At 68.6% G+C, this 19,356-nt stretch carries 10 protein-coding genes and 1 tRNA gene; 9 read left to right on the top strand and 2 right to left on the bottom strand.

Features of this window, described 5'->3' with window-relative positions; genetic code table 11:
* The first annotated feature begins 24 nt into the window (after nt 1-24).
* From A6745_RS00340 to A6745_RS00310, 7 genes are all read left to right on the top strand, one after another.
* The gene (locus A6745_RS00340; protein ID WP_066122199.1) at nt 25-660 is read left to right on the top strand and encodes a DNA-3-methyladenine glycosylase family protein; all 636 of its coding nucleotides are present in this window, start codon (nt 25-27) and stop codon (nt 658-660) included.
* A 41-nt stretch (nt 661-701) separates the two neighbouring features.
* Nucleotides 702-1,667, top strand: a complete 966-nt coding sequence (locus A6745_RS00335) for an acetyl-CoA carboxylase carboxyltransferase subunit alpha (protein WP_066122197.1) — start codon at nt 702-704, stop codon at nt 1,665-1,667.
* Nucleotides 1,668-1,716: 49 nt separating this feature from the next.
* On the top strand, nt 1,717-2,736 hold the full coding sequence (gene tilS / locus A6745_RS00330; RefSeq protein ID WP_066122191.1) for a tRNA lysidine(34) synthetase TilS: 1,020 nt from the start codon (nt 1,717-1,719) through the stop codon (nt 2,734-2,736).
* A gap of 239 nt (nt 2,737-2,975) precedes the next feature.
* Nucleotides 2,976-4,241 carry an aspartate kinase gene (locus A6745_RS00325; protein ID WP_066122188.1) on the top strand — a complete coding sequence of 422 codons (1,266 nt, stop codon included), beginning with the start codon at nt 2,976-2,978 and terminating at the stop codon, nt 4,239-4,241.
* Nucleotides 4,242-4,329: 88 nt separating this feature from the next.
* A tRNA-Ser gene (locus tag A6745_RS00320) sits at nt 4,330-4,423 on the top strand.
* A 172-nt stretch (nt 4,424-4,595) separates the two neighbouring features.
* Nucleotides 4,596-6,269, top strand: coding sequence for a VRR-NUC domain-containing protein (locus A6745_RS00315; RefSeq protein WP_066122186.1), 1,674 nt, complete (start codon nt 4,596-4,598; stop codon nt 6,267-6,269).
* Nucleotides 6,266-8,584 (top strand): ATP-dependent DNA helicase, encoded by a 2,319-nt coding sequence (locus tag A6745_RS00310; protein WP_066122183.1) that lies wholly within the window; start codon nt 6,266-6,268, stop codon nt 8,582-8,584. Before A6745_RS00315 ends, A6745_RS00310 begins: the two co-directional genes overlap by 4 nt.
* Before the next feature lie 9 nt (nt 8,585-8,593).
* Here the strand turns inward: A6745_RS00310 and A6745_RS00305 are convergent, their stop codons facing one another.
* Nucleotides 8,594-8,959 (bottom strand): winged helix-turn-helix transcriptional regulator, encoded by a 366-nt coding sequence (locus A6745_RS00305; RefSeq protein WP_066122180.1) that lies wholly within the window; start codon nt 8,957-8,959, stop codon nt 8,594-8,596.
* 91 nt (nt 8,960-9,050) lie between these two features.
* On the opposite strand from A6745_RS00305, the gene A6745_RS00300 reads away from it, so the two are divergent.
* Nucleotides 9,051-9,377, top strand: coding sequence for a nuclear transport factor 2 family protein (locus tag A6745_RS00300; protein WP_066123622.1), 327 nt, complete (start codon nt 9,051-9,053; stop codon nt 9,375-9,377).
* Nucleotides 9,377-10,156 (top strand): SDR family oxidoreductase, encoded by a 780-nt coding sequence (locus tag A6745_RS00295; protein ID WP_066122177.1) that lies wholly within the window; start codon nt 9,377-9,379, stop codon nt 10,154-10,156. The genes A6745_RS00300 and A6745_RS00295 overlap by 1 nt, the downstream gene beginning before the upstream one ends.
* Before the next feature lie 167 nt (nt 10,157-10,323).
* On the opposite strand, the gene A6745_RS00290 is transcribed toward A6745_RS00295, so the two are convergent.
* Nucleotides 10,324-19,329, bottom strand: coding sequence for a two-partner secretion domain-containing protein (locus A6745_RS00290; protein ID WP_066122174.1), 9,006 nt, complete (start codon nt 19,327-19,329; stop codon nt 10,324-10,326).
* Nucleotides 19,330-19,356 lie beyond the last annotated feature (27 nt).

The raw sequence follows: 19,356 nt of genomic DNA, 5'->3' as shown, positions 1-19,356 counted from the left end.
CCGAACCCGGAAGCTTTTTTCTTCATGTCCAGCGCTGAACCCGTCATCGTCAAGCCCGACTATTGGGAAGAGGCCGTCGCCCATCTGGTGCGCGACCGCATTCTCAAGAAAGTCATCCCGCAGCACCCTGAAACCTGGCTCAAGCCGGCGGCCACGCCGTTCGTGACGCTGGCGCGCGCCATCGTGGGCCAGCAGGTCTCGACCAGCGCCGCCCAGGCCACCTGGACGCGCTTCATCGAGGCCGCGGGCAAGCGGCCCACCCCCGCCTCCGTGCAGCGCCTGGGCCTGGAAGGCCTGCGCGAGGCTGGCCTGGCCAAGCGCAAGGCCGAGTACGTCCAGGACCTGGCCGAGCATTTCGCCCAGCGCAAGGTGCACCCCGAGAAGTGGGCGGCCATGGGCGACGAGGACGTCATCGCCGAGCTGGTGGCCATTCGCGGCATCGGACGCTGGACAGCGGAGATGTTTTTGATCTTCAATCTGCAGCGACCGGATGTCCTGCCCTTGGACGACCCTGGGTTGCTCAAGGCAATCTCGTTACACTACTTCAGCGGCGAACCCGTCTCGCGCTTCGAGGCCCGTGAGGTCTCGCTGGCGTGGCAGCCCTGGCGTACCGTGGCAACCTGGTATCTGTGGCGCAGCCTGGATTCCCTCCAGGACTGAGCCGCCCCGCCAGGCGCCCTTCAACGGAACCACACACATCGATGCGCAATACTTTCCTTGAATTCGAACAACCGCTGGCCGAGCTTGAGAACAAGATCGAGCAGCTGCGCTACGTGCAGGCCGACTCCGCCGTCGACATCTCCGACGAGATCGGCCGCCTGCAGCAGAAAAGCCAGACGCTGGCCAAGGAAATCTACGGCAAGCTGACGCCGTGGCAGACCGCCCTGGTCGCCCGCCACCCCCAGCGTCCCTACACGCTGGACTACGTGCGCGAGATGTTCACCGATTTCCACGAGCTGCACGGCGACCGCATGTATGCCGACGACCAGTCCATCATCGGCGGCATGGCGCGCTTCAACGGCACGCCGTGCATGGTCATCGGCCACCAGAAGGGCCGTGACACGAAAGAGCGCGCCGCGCGCAATTTCGGCATGCCGCGTCCCGAAGGCTATCGCAAGGCCCTGCGCCTGATGCGCCTGGCCGAGAAATTCCAGATGCCCGTGTTCACCTTCGTCGACACGCCGGGCGCCTATCCCGGCATCGGCGCCGAAGAGCGTGGCCAGTCCGAAGCCATCGGCCACAACCTGTACGCCATGGCCGAGCTGAAGGTGCCCGTCATCTGCACCATCATCGGTGAAGGCGGTTCGGGCGGCGCGCTGGCCATCGCGGTGGGCAACGCCGTGCTGATGCTGCAGTACGCCACCTACTCGGTCATCTCGCCCGAGGGCTGCGCCTCCATCCTGTGGCGCAGCGCCGAGAAGGCGCCCGACGCCGCCGAGGCGCTGGCCATCACGGCCCCGCGCCTGAAAGACCTCGAACTGATCGACCGCGTGGTCAACGAGCCCATCGGCGGCGCGCATCGCGATCCGCGCGTCATGGCCCGCCTGCTGCGCCGCGCCCTCGGCGACTCGCTGCGCCAGTTGCAGGGCATGACCGCCGACCAGCTCATCGAGCAGCGCGTGCAGCGCGTGATGTCCTACGGCCGCTTCCAGGAAGCGCGCGCCTGACGGGCGCGTGGCGCGGGCCCGGCCGGTGAAACCCCCTCCGAGCCCCGCCATGCCTTCCTCCGAATTGCCCGATTGCCCGGCTGCGCTGATCCAGCCGCTGCGCGAGACGCTGCTGGCCTTGCCCAGCCGTCCCGCGCGCATCGCCGCCGCCGTCAGCGGCGGCGCCGACTCCGCGATGCTGGCCGTGGCCGCCGCCCACGTGGCGCGCGCGCAGGGCATCGAACTCCAGCTGTTCCACGTCCACCACGGCCTGCAAGCCCAGGCCGATGGCTGGGCCGAGCACGTTGACGCCCTGGGCCGCATGCTGGGCGTGGCCGTCGTGCAGGCGCGCGTGCAGGTGGCGGGCGACAGCGGCAAGGGCATCGAGGCCGCCGCGCGCCAGGCGCGCTACGCCGCGCTGGCGCGCCTGGCGCGCGAGCACGGGGTGGCCGACGTGCTGCTGGCCCATCATCGCGACGACCAGGCCGAGACCGTGCTGCTGCGCCTGCTGCGCGGCGCCGGCCTGCAAGGCATGGCGGCGATGGCCGCCGCCAGCATCCGTGACGGCGTGCGCTATCTGCGGCCCTGGCTGGGCACGGGCCGCGAGGCCATACGCGCGGCGGCCGCCCGGCTGGCCGACGAGCGCGGCTGGCATGCCGTCGACGATCCCACCAACGCCGATCCCCGCTATACCCGCGCCGCCGTGCGCACCCGCCTGGCGCCCGTGCTGGACGAGCGCTGGCCCGGCTGGCAGGCCATCGTGGCGCGGCATGCCCGCCACATGGCCGAAGCGGCGCAAGTGCTCGATGAAGTGGCCGAGGCGGATCTGCAAGGGTTGGAGCCCGGTCCGGACCGCGGCAGTTTCTCGCTGGCCGCGTGGCGCAGGCTGTCGCCGGCGCGCCAGGCGCACGTGCTGCGCTATTGGCTGGCCCGGCAGGGCGTGGCCATGCCCAGCGATGCCCGCCTGGCCGACCTGCTGCGCCAGTTGCGGCAGTTGCATGCCCTGGGGCACGACCGGCAGTTGCGCGTCGAGCACGCGGGGCTGGCGGTGCGCTGCCATCGGGGCCGCGTGTGGGTCGAGCCGGCCTGATCGCGGGCCCGTTGACAGGCGCTTCGCGGATTCCGGAGCGCTGGCGGCGGCAGGGTCCGGCCTGCGCCAGATCAATCGAAACCGCCGTGATCGAACCGGATTCCGCGAAGTTTTCTGCGGAAAATACGGCATTTCCCGGATTTCCCGCGCCCAAATCTTTACCAGCGCGTTAAAATCCTGGGTTTTGCCCGTCTTTGCCAGCAGTCGTGTGGCGGGCTTCCAGCCAGAGTACGAGATAGATGTCCCTCATCGTTCACAAGTACGGCGGTACCTCGATGGGCTCGGTCGAGCGCATCAGGAACGTGGCGCGCCGCGTCGCGAAGTGGCACGCCGCCGGCCACCAGGTCGTGGTCGTTCCTTCCGCCATGGCCGGCGAAACCAATCGCCTGCTGGGCCTTGCCCGCGAAATCGCCTCGCAGCCCGACGGCCGCGAACTCGACATGATTGCCGCCACCGGCGAGCAGGCCAGCAGCGGCCTCCTTGCCATCGCGCTGCAGGCCGAAGGCGTGCAGGCGCGCAGCTATACCGGCTGGCAAGTGCCCGTGCGCACCGATTCGGCCTACACCAAGGCCCGCATCACCTCCATCGACGACGCGCGCATCCGCGCCGACCTGGACGCCGGCCGCGTGGTCGTGGTCACGGGCTTCCAGGGCATCGATGAAGAAGGCCACATCACCACGCTGGGCCGCGGCGGTTCCGACACCTCGGCCGTGGCCGTGGCGGCCGCCATCGGCGCCGACGAGTGCCTGATCTACACCGACGTCGATGGCGTCTACACCACCGACCCCCGCGTCGTGCCCGAGGCGCGCCGCATGTCCGTCGTCTCGTTCGAGGAAATGCTCGAGATGGCGTCGCTGGGGTCCAAGGTGCTGCAGATCCGCTCCGTCGAGTTCGCGGGCAAATACCGTGTGCCCACCCGGGTCCTGTCGTCGCTGACCGACCCGCTCATCCCGCTCGAAGAAGAAATGGTCTCGGGCACGCTGATTACTTTTGAGGAAGACGAAAAAATGGAAGCCGCCGTTGTCTCCGGCATCGCCTTCAGCCGCGACGAAGCCAAAATCACCCTGCTGGCCGTGCCGGACAAGCCCGGCGTCGCCTATTCGATCCTGGGTCCGGTTGCCGCCGCCAACATCGACGTCGACATGATCGTGCAGAACCAGTCTGTCGCCGGCACCACCGACTTCTCGTTCACGGTCAACCGCAACGAATACCAGCGCGTGGTCGACGTGCTCAAGCGCGAGGTGATTCCCGCCGTGGGCGCGCGCGAACTGGCCACCGACGAGAAGGTCGCCAAGGTCTCCATCGTCGGCATCGGCATGCGCTCGCACGTCGGCGTGGCCAGCCTGATGTTCCAGACGCTGTCGCAAGAGGGCATCAACATCCAGATGATCAGCACCAGCGAAATCAAGACCTCGGTGATCATCGACGACAAGTACATGGAACTGGCCGTGCGCGCGCTGCACAAGGCATTCGGCCTGGATCAGGCGCCCGCTGAAAAGGCCTGAGGCTGGAGAATTTTGCTTCCCGGTGCGTAAATATCGGCACCTGTGGAACATAAGGGCCAAGAAAGTCTGATAGAATCTTGGTCTCTCTGGAGGCGTGGCCGAGTGGTTGAAGGTACTCCCCTGCTAAGGGAGCATGTGGGCAAAAACCTGCATCGAGGGTTCGAATCCCTCCGCCTCCGCCAGAATTGAAAACCCCGTGACTTGCGTCACGGGGTTTTTTCTTGTGCGCCCGGCAGGGACGCGCTTCTCGCGGGCAGGCGCGTTCATTTTCGGCGTGCGGCGGCGATCGCGTTCGGGGTATGATGCGACTGGATAAATATCCAGTCATCCGGCATTCTCCGTTCCGCATGCGGCATGTTTCCCGAGCACCGCTACTACTACCTGCACAACTTCCAGCAAGCCCTGGACTGGCTGGCCGCGCGCTATGCCGATGTGCTCGGTCCCGCCGAGCAGGAGTTCCTGCGTGCATTCCCGGCTTTGCCCATGGCATCGCGGGCATTGCTGGTCCGCTTGCTCATGCGCCGCCACACGGTGTTCCGCGCGCAACGCTTGCAATACGAGGAAATCGGGGCGGTCGCGCCGGCCGCCGAACCCCTGCTCGCGCTGGGCTGGCTGCGCGCCGATCCCGTCCTGCCTTGGTCCGGCTGGGCGGCCCTGCACACCAAGGACGAACTGGCCAGGCGCTATCCGCAGGCGGTCCTGCGTCCGGCATTGCGCAAGCCCGAGCTGTTGACCGCGCTGCAGGCGGCATTGGGCGAACCGAACCTCCGGCCCTGCAGTGCCTGGGGCGCCGGGCCCGACGAAGCCATCTGGTCGGTCGAGGTCGCGCCGCTGGTGCGGCGCCTGCGCCTGATGTTCTTCGGCAATCTCGACCAGGCCTGGTCCGAGTTCGTGCTGGCCGACCTGGGCGTCTTCCAATACGAGAAGGTCGCGATCGAGGCCGGCAACCGCGCCTTCCAGTGCGCGGCCGACGTCGACGTCTATCTTGCCTTGCAGGATGTCCGCGATCAGCTCGATGCCGCCCAACCGGATCAGGCCGCCGCCCTGCATGCGCGGTTGGCCGCCTGCGAAACCGCCGTGCCCTGGCTGGCGCGCCGGCGCGCCAAGGTGTGGTTCCGCCTGGGACAATGGTGCGAGCGTGCCGCCGATTGGCAGCAGGCCGAACGGGCCTATCGCGCCAGCGTCCACCCCGGCGCGCGCCAGCGGCTGATCCGCGTGCTGGAGCGCCAGCAACGGTTCGCCGAAGCGCATGCGCTGGCCGCACAGGCGCTCGATCACGCGGAAAGCGAGACCGAGCGGCAACTGGTCCGCCGCATGATGCCGCGCCTGGCGCGCCAGACGGGCGGGGCAGCGCAGCCGAGGCGAGCCGGCTTGCCCTTGGCCCCATCGATGCTCACGCTGCCGCAGCCCGCCGATGACGCCCGCGTGGAACGCGTCGCGGGCGATCACTTCGCCGGCGAGGGCGCCCGCGTGCATTGGGTCGAGAACGGCCTGATCAATTCGCTGTTCGGGCTGTTGTGCTGGGACGCCGTTTTCCTGCCCGTGGCCGGCGCCTTCTTCCATCCCTTCCAACGCGGGCCCGCCGACCTGCACGAGCCAGGCTTTCGCGCGCGCCGGACGCAGGCGTTCGATGCCTGTCTGGATACCTTGCGGACAGGCGGCTATCGCGCACGCATCCTGGCGCGCTTCCAGCAGAAAGCGGGCATCCAGTCGCCTTTCGTCTCCTGGGGCATGCTGACGCCCGAGTTGCTCGAACTGGCGCTCGACTGCATCCCCGCCGAACACCTGGCGCTGTGGTTCGCGCGGCTGCTCGACGACCTGGCCGCCAACCGGTCCGGCCTGCCCGACCTGGCGCGCTTCTGGCCCGCCGAGCGGCGCTACGAATTGATCGAGGTGAAGGGACCGGGCGACCGCCTGCAGGACAACCAGATCCGGTGGCTGGAATACGCCGTGGCGCACGATTTGCCGGTGCGCGTCTGCCACGTGCGCTGGGCCGTTTGCCAGGAACCCCAGGAGCAGGCCGCATGAAGCTCGATGTGGCCGTACGCACGCTGTGCGACTTCACCGCGCGCGCGGGCGACCTGGATTCGCGCTTCACGCCCGCGCCCACGGCGCTGGAAGGCATGGCGGGCCATGCGGTCATCGCGCAACGGCGGCCTGCCCATTTCGAGCACGAGGTCGTGCTGACGGCGGCCCATGCCGGCCTGACGGTGCGCGGCAGGGCGGATGGCTACGATCCGCGGGAATCCCGTGTCGAAGAGGTGAAAACCTATCGCGGCGATCTCGATGCGCTGCGCGACAACCAGCGCGCGCTGCACCGCGCGCAGGCGCGGGTGTACGCCCACATGCTGTGCGTGGCGCGGGAACTGGCCGAGATTACCGTGGCCGTGGTGTATTTCAACCTCGACACCGAGGCCGAGACGGTGCTCGCCGAGACCCTGCCGGCCGGCGCATTGCAGGCATCGTTCCAGGACATGTGCGAACGGTATGCCGACTGGGCCCGGCACGAGCGCGCGCACCGGGAGGCTCGCGACGGGGCACTGGAGGCGATGGCTTTTCCGCACGGCAAGATGCGGCCCGGGCAGCGCGAGCTTGCGGTGGCCGTGTATCGCGCCGCGCGCGATGGCCATCCCGTCATGGCGCAGGCGCCGACGGGCGTGGGCAAGACGCTGGGCACGCTGTTTCCCTTGCTCAAGGCCTGCGCCACGCAAGGGTTGGACAAGGTGTTCTTCCTGTCGGCGAAGGGACCAGGGCATGGACTGGCGCTGGATGCCGTGTCGCGGTTGCGCACGGCGCAGGCCGACGGGCTGCCGCTGCGCGTGATCGAGCTGGTGGCGCGCGAGAAATCGTGCGCGCATCCCGACCGGGCCTGCCATGGCGAGTCCTGCCCGCGTGCGCGCGGGTTCTACGATCGCCTGCCGGCCGCGCGGGCCGCCGCGCTGGCGGACCCCGGCACGACGCTGGCGCGCGCGGCCGTGCGCGCGGTGGCCGATGCCCACGGCGTCTGCCCGTATTACCTGGGCCAGGAACTGGCGCGCTGGAGCGACGTGGTGGTGGGCGACTACAACTACTGGTTCGATTCGAACGCCATGCTGTACGCGCTGACGCTGGTGCACCAATGGCGCGTGGCGGTGGCCGTGGACGAGGCCCACAACCTGCTGGAACGCGCCAGAAGCATGTACAGCATCACGCTGTCCACCGAGGATGTCCGCGCCGCGCGCGCCGTCGCGCCCAAGGCCCTGCGCAAGCCGCTGGATGGGTTGCTGCGTTCGTGGCGGGCCTTGCAGAAAAAGCAGCAGACGGACTACGCCGCCTACGACATGGTGCCGGGCGGCCTGCGCGACACCGCGCAGCGCGCCAGCGCGGCGCTGGCCGAGCACTTTGCCGGCGCGGCCGGCTCGCCGGACGATCCCGCGCTGGCGCTGCATTTCGCGTTGCTGCAGTTCGGCCGCCTGGCCGACGGCTTCGGCAATCACGCGCTGTTCGACCTGACGATCACCGGCGATGCCAGTCCGCTGGGCGGGCCCGCGTCGCAGGTCTGCATCCGCAACGTCGTGCCCGCGCCGTACCTGGCCGCGCGGCATGCGGCGGCGCGCTGCACGGTGCTGTTCTCCGGCACGCTCAGTCCGCCGGATTTCCACCTGGACACGCTGGGCCTGCCCGCCAGCACGGGCTGGGTCGACGTCGCCGCGCCGTTCTCGGCCGAGCAGCTTCGCGTGAGCGTCGTGCCGGGCGTCTCCACCCGCTGGCGCGACCGGGCGCGTTCGCTGGCCCCGATCACCGACCTGGTCGCCGCGCAGTATGCGGCCCGGCCCGGCAACTACCTGGTGTTTCTCAGCAGCTTCGCCTACCTCGAACAGGTGGCGCGGCGCATGGCCGCCGCCCATCCCGACGTGCCCCAGTGGTCGCAGGCGCCTCGCATGAACGAAGACCAGCGTGCCGACTTCCTTGCCCGCTTCACGGAAGCGGGGCGCGGCGTGGGGTTCGCGGTATTGGGCGGCGCCTTCGCCGAGGGCGTGGATCTGCCGGGGCGGCGGCTGATCGGCGCATTCGTCGCCACGCTGGGCCTGCCGCAGGTCAACCCGGTCAACGAACAGATCCTGGCCGCCATGGGCGCGCGCTATGGCCAGCAGATGGCCTATGACTACACCTATCTTTATCCCGGATTGCAGAAAGTGGTGCAGGCCGCGGGCCGCGTGATCCGCACCGAGACGGATACCGGAACGGTCCATCTGATCGATGATCGTTTCCGCCAGCGCAAGGTGCGGGCGCTGTTGCCGACCTGGTGGCGGGTCGGCATCGCGTCGAACGCCCTGGACCGGCCCTCGCACGCGCCCGCCTGAGCGGCGGTATCAGCCCGCGGCCTCGCCGCGCTGCGGGCGTTCGGCGCACCCGGCGTCGCGCTGTTCCGCCCATTTCAGCATGCCGTCCAGCGCGGGACACAAGGCCTGGCCCCATTCTGTCAGGCGATATTCGACCTTGGGCGGCACCTGCGGATACACCTGCCTGGAGACGATGCCGTCGGCTTCCAGTTGGCGCAACTGCTGCGCGAGCATTTTCTGTGAGATGTCCGGGATCAGCTTCTCAAGGTCTGAGTAGCGCCGCACCTTGCCATCGAAAAGATGGAAAAGGATGATCAGCTTCCATCGGCCTTCGAGCAGCCCGATGACGTCCTCCACGCCTTGAGCGGCGGACTGCGGGGTGTATACCTTTCTCATGGCTCAGTCGCTCACTTTTTCGTGCGTTCTTGTTGGCGGGAGGGCTCGTGATGAAAATAGCCGTACGGTGAACTATAGCGAGAACGCGATCATGTCCCTTGCACTACCCACCCCCGTTTCCCTTTACTTCGAGATCAGCAACGGCGCGGATGCCGGCGGGCTGGTCCGCTGCTTCGCCAGCGATGCCGTGGTCGTCGACGAAGGTCGGACACACCAGGGACTTGCCGCCATCCAGTCCTGGCAGCGCGAGGCGAAGCAGGCCTTCGATTACACAGTGCAGCCCTCCGACGTGAAGCAGGATGGAGACCGCCTGACGGTGACGACGAATGTCGAGGGAAATTTCCCGGGCAGTCCGGTGGCGCTCGATCATGTCTTCGAGCTCGCGGCGGACAAGATCACCTCGTTGGAGATCGGCTGATGACCCTGTCCATGGAACTGCAAGGAAAACGCGTGCTGGTGACCGCGGGTACCAAGGGCGTGGGCAAGGCCGTCGTCGGCCTGTTTCGGGATTCCGGCGCGAAGGTGTTGACCACTGCGCGCGAGGCGCCCGCAGACGGGCTGGCCGACGTGTTCGTCGCGGCCGATCTGACCACTCCTGGCGGGTGCGATAGCGTGGCGCAGGCGCTGATCACTCATTTCGGTGGCGTGGATATCATCGTTCACGTATTGGGCGGGTCGAGCGCGCCGGGAGGCGGCTTCGCGGCCCTGGACGACGAGGCCTGGCAGCGCGAGCTGAATCTCAACCTGCTGCCCGCCGTTCGCCTGGATCGGGCCTTGCTGCCTGGCCTGCTGGAGCAGGGCGCCGGCGTGATCGTCCATGTCACGTCGATCCAGCGTGCGCTGCCCTTGCCCGAGTCCACGACGGCATATGCCGCGGCGAAAGCCGCGCTGTCGACCTATAGCAAAAGCCTGTCCAAGGAAGTCGCGCCGCGAGGTGTCCGTGTCGTGCGCGTGGCGCCTGGGTGGATCGAGACCGAGGCGTCCGTGGCGCTTGCGCAGCGCCTGGCCCTGCAGGCGGGAACCGACTACGAGGGCGGCAAGCAGATCATCATGAAATCGCTGGGCGGCATACCGATCGGCAGGCCGTGCACGCCGCTGGAGGTCGCCCATCTCATCGCCTTCCTGGCTTCGCCGCTGGCGGGCGCCATCACGGGCACGGAACATGTGATCGACGGCGGCACGATACCCACAGCCTGAGGCAGGGCCTGCTCACCCTGCAAGGAGCCTCGCACAGCCGGGGAACCGGGCGGCAGGCGAGGCATGCGCATCGTTGATGCGCCGCCAAAAAGAAAGCGGCACTGGCCGAAGCCAGTGCCGCTTTTGTTTCACCGATTCACCCGGGAGGGTGAATCAGCGGCCGGGGATCAGAGGCCCGACACGTCGATCAGCTTCTTGCCCATCGGACGCGGGTTCAGCGGGTCCAGCTTGATGCTGTCGTTCAACTGGTTCACGATGCCGGGCTTGAGCACTTCCTGGGCCTGGATCAGCTCGTTGGAGAAGCGGCCGCCTTCGACCAGCGTGCCGCCGACCGGCAGGTCGGAGAAGCGCACCACCGTCAGTTGACGCGTATCACCCAGCAGCGAGCTGGCCAGATCGGCGTTGGCGTTCGGCGAGTCGATGTTCACGACGCGGCCTTCCACCGCGTTGCCGCTGGTGTTGCCGTTGACCACGTTCTGGCCGCGCAGGGTCACGGTGCCCACGTTGCCGCCCTGGCCCGTCGAGATGCTGTTGACGGTGACCGTGTTGGCCGCTGCGTAGGTGATGTTGCCCGTGCCGGACGAGGTCTTGGCCGAGCTGGCCATGTCGATGTTGCCGCCGCTGTTGACGGTGACGTTGCCGGAACGCATGGCCACGACATTGCCCGACTGCTTGACGTCGCCAGCGGCCTGCAGCGTGATGTCGCCACCGCCGGTGTTGCTGACGTTGCCGTTGACGGCCAGTTGGCCCGCCGTGTTCACCACCACATTGCCGCCCGTGGCCGAGGTGTTGCCCAGCGACAGAGTGCCCTGGTTCAGGTTGTTGAGCTGGGCGCCGCCGTTGCCGGCTTGCGCCGAGACCACGTTGGTGCGCAGGTTCAGCGCGCCGTTGGCATCGCCCATGCCCACGCCGGCGTTCAGCAGCACGTTCTGCGCCGTGATCGCCGAGGAACCCTGCACCGCGTTGCGGATCGAGCCCTGAGCGGCGTTGATGGACGCCGTCTGCGTGCCTGCATTGACCTGGTCGACAACCACGTTGCCGGTGCGGCTGGTCACGTCGATGTCGCCGTTGCTGGCGGTGGCCGTCAGCCTGGCCAGGCCGTCCTGCTCGTCGATGGCGATGGCCTGGCCGTTGGCGGTCAGCGTGTTCACGTTGGTGCCGGCGTTGACGTTGCCCGAGGCGGTCAGGTTGGCCGAGTCGGCCACGATGCGGGTGCCGGCGTTGCCGTCATCCTGCAGCGAACCGGCCTCGGTGGTCAGCGTGGCGTTGCCCGTGGCGTTGACGTTGGCCACCGTGGCGTCGCCCTGGCGGACCACCAGGGTGGCGTCGCCGCCGCCGGTGCTCAGGTTCGACACCGTGACCGCGTTGGCCTGGTCGATGCTGGCGTTGCCGGTGGCGGTGCTGGCGTCGATCGTCTTGACGTCGGTGACCAGCGCGCCGCGCTCGCCGTTGCCGATGCCGGTGCCCGCGGACAGTTGCAGGTTGCTGGCCACGACGTTGGCTTGCGAGACCGGCAGGGACAGCAGGGCAACGCGGTTCAGCACGTTGTTGCGGACCTCGCCTTGCGTGATGGCTTCGCCGGCCTGCAGCGACACGTTGTTCGCGCCGTAGCCCGCGTTGACGCTCTGCACGTCGATGCTGCCGGCCGCGCTGACCGCGATGTTGCCGCTGTCGGTGCGCACCGAGCGCAGGGTGGTCGAGCCCGATTCGCGCAGCGCGATCGTGGCGCCGCCGCCGTAGGCATTGGCGTTGATCGTGTTGGCGCGCGTCGCGGCGTCGATGCCGTTCTGGGCCGTCAAGTACAGCGTGTCGGCCTGGATGCGGCCGTCGGCGCTGCCCATTTCGATGCGGCCGTCGCTGTACAGTTCGGCCGAGCCCTGGGTGGCCTGCACGTCCTTGGCGCTGATGTTGCCGCCCGCCGAGAGGTAGACCGAACCGTTGGCGGCGATCAGCTTCTCCAGCGAGATGGCATCGGCTTCGCTGACGTTGATGTCGCCGGCGCCGGTGTTCTCGGCGGTCAGCTGGTTCACCGAGGTGTTCAGCGTGGAACCGCCCGCGCCGATGCCGGTCGCGGCCTTGGCGGTCAGCGTGGCGGCCTGCACGTGCTGGTCCACGCCCGCGTTGGCCAGGATGGCGCCCGCGTCCGACGTCAGCGCGACGTTGCCGCCGGTGGTGCGGATGTCGTTGACGGCGATGTTGCCCTGGGCCTTGTAGGTCACCGAGCGAGCGGCGCCCGCCGTGGTGCGGGTGCCCTCGGCCATCGTGATGCCTTCGGCGCCGCCGGTGGCGGACACGTTGCCGGTGGTGGCGGTGACGTCGGCGTTCTGGGCCACGTGCTTGCCGGCCGAGACGGCGACGTCGCCGGTCGCCGATTGCACCTGGTCCTGCAGCGTGACGTTGCCGTCGGTGGACTTGACGTCCACGTTGCGGCCTGCCTGCAGGCCGTAGGTCAGGACGTTGCCGGAGGCGTCGTAGGCGAGGGTGCCGTTGGTGCCCGCGACCGAGCGGGTGCCCTGGGCCATGGTGATGCCGTCCAGGCCGGCGCGCACCTGCACGCTACCCGCGGTGGCCTGGGTGTTGGCCTGCTGGCTGATGCCGCCGTTCAGCGCGGCCAGCGCCACGTTGCCCGTGGCCGAGGTGATGGCCGCGTTCTGCGCGATGTCGCCGTCGTTGCTGGTGACGTTGATGCTGCCGCCCGCCGTCAGCACCTGGGTGCTGACGTCGCCATCGGCGGTGTAGGCGATGGTCTTGCCGGCGCCCGCCGAGGTGGTGGTGCCGGCGGCCATGGTGATGCCCTGGCTGCCGCCGGTGACGCTGACGTTGCCCGCGGTCGCCGTGGTGTTGGCGTTCTGGGTGACGCCGCCGGCCGAGCCGGAGGTCAGCGCGATGTTGCCGGCCGTCGAGGTGATGGCGTTGAACTGCGTGACGCTGCCGTTGTTGCTGGTGACGTCGACGTTGCCGCCGGCCGTCAGGGTGCGTGCGGCGATGTCGCCATCGGCGGTGTAGGTGATGGCCTTGCCGACGCCCGCCGAGGTGGTGGTGCCGGCGGCCATCGTGATGTTGCCGGTGCGGTTGGCCGACGAGGCGTTGCCGGTGGAGGCCGTCAGGTCGACCTTGCCTTCGGTGGCCGTGATGCCGGCGTTCTGGGCCAGCGCGCCGCGGGTCGTGCCCAGGGCGATGTCGCCGCGGTCGGCGGTGACGGTGGCGTCCTGCGTCAGGCCGGTGGCGGCCTGCAGCGCGATGTTGCCGGCCAGGTCGTCCGAACCCGTGGTGGCGACCGCGTTGGACACGGTCATCTTGCCGCCCATCGCGGTCACGTTGATGTCGCCGGTGGCTTGCAGGCCGATGACGTCGTCGATCACGGGAGCGAACGGGGGCGGCGGCGGCACGTCGGAGAACGCTTCGTTCGCGCGGGCCAGTTGGCCGATGGTCAGGTCGCCCGCCAGGTCGTTGACGGCGATGCCGCCCGTGCCGCCGTCGGCGGCCAGGGTGGCGACGTTCACGTTCAGCGCCTTCGTGCCGCCGATGCCCTGGTGGCCGCGCATCGCCAGCGTGCTGGCGGTGATGTTGGCCTGGGCGTCGGCGCGTGCGTTCAGGATCTGGCCGTCCACGGCGGCCAGCACGACGCCCTTGCCGGCGCCGCTGGCTTCGATGGTGTCGACGTTCATGTTGCCGGTGGACACCAGGCTGACGTTGCCGTCGGTGGTGGCGACACGCTTGACGTTCAGCTCGCGGTCGGTCAGCTCGGCATTGTCGGCCTCGATGATGTCGATGTTGCCGCTGCCGGTGGCCGTCAGGTTGTTGGCGCTGACGCGGATGCGGTCCTGGTCGCTGGTGACGCCGGTGTCGCCGATGTAGGTGCCGGCCTTCAGCACCAGGTTGTCGGCGCTGATGTAGCTGCTGGACACCGTGCGGCCCAGGTCGCGCGAGATGCCTTCGCTGGCTTCCAGCGTGGCGGTGCGGTTGGCGCCTTGCAGCGAGACCTGGCCCACGGTCATGTTGTCCGAGGTCTTGACCGAGGCATCGCCATCGGCCAGCGCCATGGTGTCGACCAGCAGGTCGCCGCCCGTGTTGACCACGCTCAGGTTGCCCGGCGCGTCGATGCCGGCGGCCAGCTGGCGCACGTTGGTGTCCAGCGTGGCGTTGCCCTTGGCGACGATCTCCAGGCGGTGGCCCGACACGTCGGCCACGTCGTCCTGGCCGTTGGTGATGGCGCCGCCGCTGACCAGGCGGACGGTATCCGTGGTCTTGTTGCCGCCGGCGATGGCTTGGTTCACGGCCAGTTCGCCGTCCGTGGCCAGCGTGATGCTGTCGGCGGCGGTGACGCCGCTGACGGCGCCGGCCGTGCCGATGGTCAGCAGCGCGCCGCCATTGGCGTTGGAAATGTAGGCGCCGCCATCCGCGGCCTGCGCGGCCAGCGTGGACGTCTGGGTGTAGACGGTGTTGTCGGTCAGCGGATTGCCATCGACGTCGTCGCCGATGCCGCGGCCGGCCGTCATGGACAGCAGCGGGGTGATCAGCTTGCCGCCGGCGCCCACGATGTCGTCGCCCGCCTTCAGCGTGATCGACTTGTCGCTGACCACGTTGCCGACGACGCCGATGCTGTTGGCGGCAGTCGCGTCGATGAGCTTGCCCGACGCCACGGCGATGTTGCCCAGGCCCAGGTTGCTGTCCGACTTCAGGTACAGGTCGGTGTTCAGCGTGCCGTTGATGTTCAGCTGGTTGGCGCTGATGCCCAGGGGCTTGGCGGCCGAGCTGTCGATGTCCTTGTTCAGGACGACGGCGGTCTGGCCCTGCTCCAGCACCTTCATGGCGGCATCGCGGGCGATCTGGGCGCGGTAGAGCGCGACGCTGATCGTGTTGAACGATTCAGCCGTCACGTCGCGGTCCAACTGCGACTTCAGCATGTCGCCCAGCGCGGTGGTGACCCCGGCCAGCGCCTGGTCCAACTGGTTGTTCATGTCGGCCAGTTCGCCTTCCTTCGGATCCAGCGTCAGGCGCTGGAACACGTCGACGGCGGTTTGCGCGATGGACAGGGCCAGGTCGATGCCGGCGAACACCAGGTCGGCGCCGCCGTCACCGGAGAACGGAATGGCCTGCGCGCCAGCGGCTGCGAAGGAGGCGGCGTTCTTGGCGATGCCGGCCGCCGTCAGCACGTCGTTCAGCGCCTGGAAGGTGGCGCTCAGGGCGTCCACCTGGGCTTGCAGCACGTTCACGTCGCGCTGCGTGGCGTTGGCGTCGGCCTGTGCCGCGGCCAGCTTGGCCTGCGCCTCGGCCAGGGCGCGCTGGTAGGTGCGCAGTTCGGCCTCGTAGACGTTGAACATCGTCTGCGTGCTGTTGACCTCGGCCGCTTTCTCCGTGTAGTTGTTGCCCAGCACTTCACGGACGTACTTGGCGTCTTCCAGGTCTGGCGTATGGGCTTCGAGCGTGACGACGTTGCCGCGGATGTTCTCCGTCAGCCCGTTGCCGTCGATGATGATGCCTTTGTGGGAGATGACCGAGACATTGCCCGTCGTACCCGCGTCCAGCAGGCCGATGGTGATGTTGGAAGCGGCTTCCAGGTTGATGTCGCCGCCGTGCGAGGTGATGTTGCCGGCCACGATGGCGCCCAGGTAGCCCAGGCGGGATTCGCCCAGCGCACGCAGGTCGGCGTCGCCGCCGTTGCCTTGGGCATCGGCCCACAGCTCGATGGTGTCGGCCGTGTTCAGGAAGACGATGTGGCCGCGCGTGGCGATCAGTTCCAGCGAACCGCCCGTGTCCATGCGGATCGTTCCGCCGTTCTGGCTCAGGATGGTGATGTCGGTGGCGGTGATGGAGACCTTCGAGGCGCCCTTGTTCTGCAGCGAATCGGCGTCGACGATGATGGCGCCGGTATTGGCGGCGCGCACCGTGCCCGAGCCGCCCGAGGCAGCCAGGTAGTTCACGTCCAGCGCCAGTTCGCCGTTGTTGCCCACGCCGCGATCGGCGGCCACGTTCAGGCGGCCAGCCGTGATGTTGGCGGCCGTCTTGTCGTCACGCGCGTCTTCGATGCTGCCGGTGCTGGCCAGCGTCACCGTGGAAGAGCCCGCCGTGATCTTCTTGACCTGGATGCCGGCGTTGGCGCCGCCGCGGTTGGCGATGCTGACGTTGCCGTCCGAACCCGCGGTGGTGGCACGCTCGACCAGCAGCGGACGGTTGCCGTTGTTGACGACGTAGATGCCGCCGTTGATGGTGTCGATGACCAGCTTGTCGACCTGCATCTGGATCGCGTTGGCGTCACCGGTCTGGCCGAACGAGCGGGCGTTGGCGGTAAGGGTGCCGGCGATGATGTTCTGCGCGGGGCTGCCGGTGGCGCGCGTCGCGCCGCCGGCCATCGTCAGCGTGATCTCGCCGCCGGCCTGCAGCACGCCCAGGGCGGCGTCCGCGGACAGGTTCAGGTCGATCGTGGTGTTGGTGCCGTTGGCGATGGCGTCCAGGCGGGTCAGCGAGCCGATGTTGGCGGCGTTGATGTTGCCGTTGGTCGCCGTCAGGTTCAGCGCGCCGGTCGTGGTGGTGCCCAGCGCGCGTTCGGCCGAGCCCACGCTGCTGCCCGAGACGGTGACCGAGGCGCCGCTGATACGGCGGTCTTCCGCGGTCTGCACCGAGCCCGTGGCGGTCAGGGATACGTTGCGCGTGGCCTTGACGTTGTCGATCACCAGGTCGCCGCTGGTGCTGCCCAGCGTCACGTCGCCCGCGCTGCCGGCGGCGGTGGCGTCCAGCGTCAGCGTTGCGGCCGTGTTCTGGGCCACCGTGAAGGCGCCGTTGCCGGCCGCGCCCTTGATGGTCGACGCGGCGGTGCGGTCGAACGTGATGGCATCGGTGGCTTTGGCGTCGATCTTCTCGGCGGTGACCAGCGTACCGGTTTCCTGCGTGATCGAACCCAGCGCGCTCAGCGTCAGGCCCTTGGCGGCGGTGATGTTGCCGCGCAGGTTGATGGCGTCCTGGGCCGTCAGGGCGAGCGTCTGCAGCGTGCCGCCGGCGCTCAGCTGTTTGGTGGCGTTGTCGTACTTGGCTTCGCCGCCGGTGTAGGACACGGCGACGGTGCCGCGCACGGTCGTGGCGTTCAGGTCTTCCAGCGCACGGTCGTTGGCAATGTAGGTGCCCGCGGTGACGGCGGTGGTCGCGGTGGTCAGGCCGCGCACACTGGTTTCCAGGCGGTTGGAGGCGCTGCCGATGTCGTTGCGCGCACGCACTTCCAGCGTGTCGGCGGTCACGTTGTTCGCGTCGCCGTTGTTGTCGGAAACGCTGCCTTGGCCGACGGTCAGGGTGACGTTGCCGCCAGCGGCGTCGATGCTGCCCAGGCGCAGGTTGCCCTGCGACACGTCGACGCTGACGTCGTTGCCCGTGCCCTGCGCGGTGATCGATTCGACCGTCAGGCCGTTGTTGTCGCTGAGGTGCACGGCGCCGTTGCCGGCCGCGGCGGCCACGCTTTCGGTGCGCAGCTGCGCTGCTGCGCCCGCGCTGCCGATCGCGCCGGAGGCCTTCAGGTCCACGCGCTTGGCGGTCAGGGTAGCCGACGCGTTGGCGGAAACGGTCGTGCCGCCGTCGTCGCTGGCCACCGTGGTGACGATGCTGCCGCCGGTGGTTTCCAGCGCGATCTCGGCCCCGGCCGCCAAGGCCCCGCCCAGCGTCACGTTGCCGTCCGAGGTCAGGCGGATCTTGGTCGTGCCCGGATCCTGGTTGCTCAGGGTCACGGTGCCGTCGGCGTTGGAGATCGGCAGCAGCGAGCTGGTCGTGGTGGTGCCGTTGTTGGTCGTGCTGACCGCCTGCCCGGCGGAGATGGCGCCCAGCACCAGGTCGCCGCCCGTGTTGGCGATGTTGATGCTGCCGTCCTGCGTCGACGCGGCCAGGCTGCGCACGCTGGTGCTGATGGCCTGGCCGTCGGTGCCGATGCTCTGGTCGGAGACCAGGTTGGCGGCCCAGGCGGTCACGTTGGTGCCGCCGTTCAGGCCCGTCATCGCGCCGTTGCGCGCGGTGATGATGGCGCGGTACTGCGTATCGCCGTTCACCACGCCCGTGGTCACTTCCTTCAACTGCACGCCGCCATCGACGTCGGTGACGACCACGTGGCCGCTGGCGGCCTTGGCGGTCAGCGTCACGGCATCCACGCGCAGGGCCTGGCCCTCGGCGCCCACCGATTTGCCGGCGCCCGTGACTTCCAGGCGCAGGTCGTTGGCCTTGGTGACGCTGTTGGCGCCCGTGGTGATGCTGTCGGTGGCCACCAGGCTGGTGTCCACGCGGCCCACGTCCTGGCCGACGGTCAGGCCCTGGATCTTGCCGTTCTGGCTGATCTCGGCGCCCGCGACGTCCACCAGCGACGTGGCTTCGACGATGCCTTCGTTGGAGACCAGCGAGGACATCAGGCCGCTGACCTGGTTGGCCGTCAGGGCCACGGTGCCGGCGGTGATCTTGCCGGTCGCCGAGTTGGTGACGCCGGCCTTGTTGCCGCTGGTGCCGGTAGCCGTCAGCGCGTCGGCCGACAGGTTGATCAGGTTGTTGCCCGTCAGGTCGATCGTGGCCTTGTTGCCGGCGGCCAGGGTGACCTTGCCCAGTTGCGCGACGATCTCGCCGTTGTTGTCGACCGAGGTGGCGACCAGGTAGACGAAGCCGTTGTCGGCGGCGGTGATCTTGCCGTTGTTGGTGATCTTCTGGCCGGCGGCGGTGTCGGAGAAGGCCAGTTGGCTGCCGTTGGCGATGAAGGCGTCGATGGCGCCCTGCGAATCGTCGCTGAGCTTGAGCGTGGTGGCCAGCAGGCTGCCGACGTTGATCTCGGCGCCGGCGCCGATCAGGATGCCGTTGGGGTTCAGCAGGAACAGTTTGCCGTTGGCCTGGAGCTGGCCCAGGATCTCCGAGGCGGCCGGACCGGTCACGCGGTTGACGGCGATGGCGTTGGCGTTGTTCTGGATGAACTGGACCAGGTCGCCGGCGCTGACGCCGAACTTCTGCCAGTCGATGAACGCGCGGTCCGTCGTCTGGTTGATCTGCAGGCCGTTCAAGATGGCGGTGATGGCCGCGTTGCCGCCGCGCACCGTGGCGTCGCTGACGGTGGGCGTCTGGGCCGCGGCGCCGAAGCCCGCGCCCATCAGGGCGGCGGAGACGGCGGACAGAATGAAAGTCTTGCGCACGTCCTGGCGTGCTTGCTTCTTGCTGGACATTGTTCGTTACCTGAAATTTTTGCGTGG

The sequence above is a fragment of the Bordetella ansorpii genome (assembly GCF_900078705.1).
Lineage (GTDB): Bacteria > Pseudomonadota > Gammaproteobacteria > Burkholderiales > Burkholderiaceae_B > Bordetella > Bordetella ansorpii_A.
This window is presented reverse-complemented; position numbering and strand designations above follow the sequence as displayed.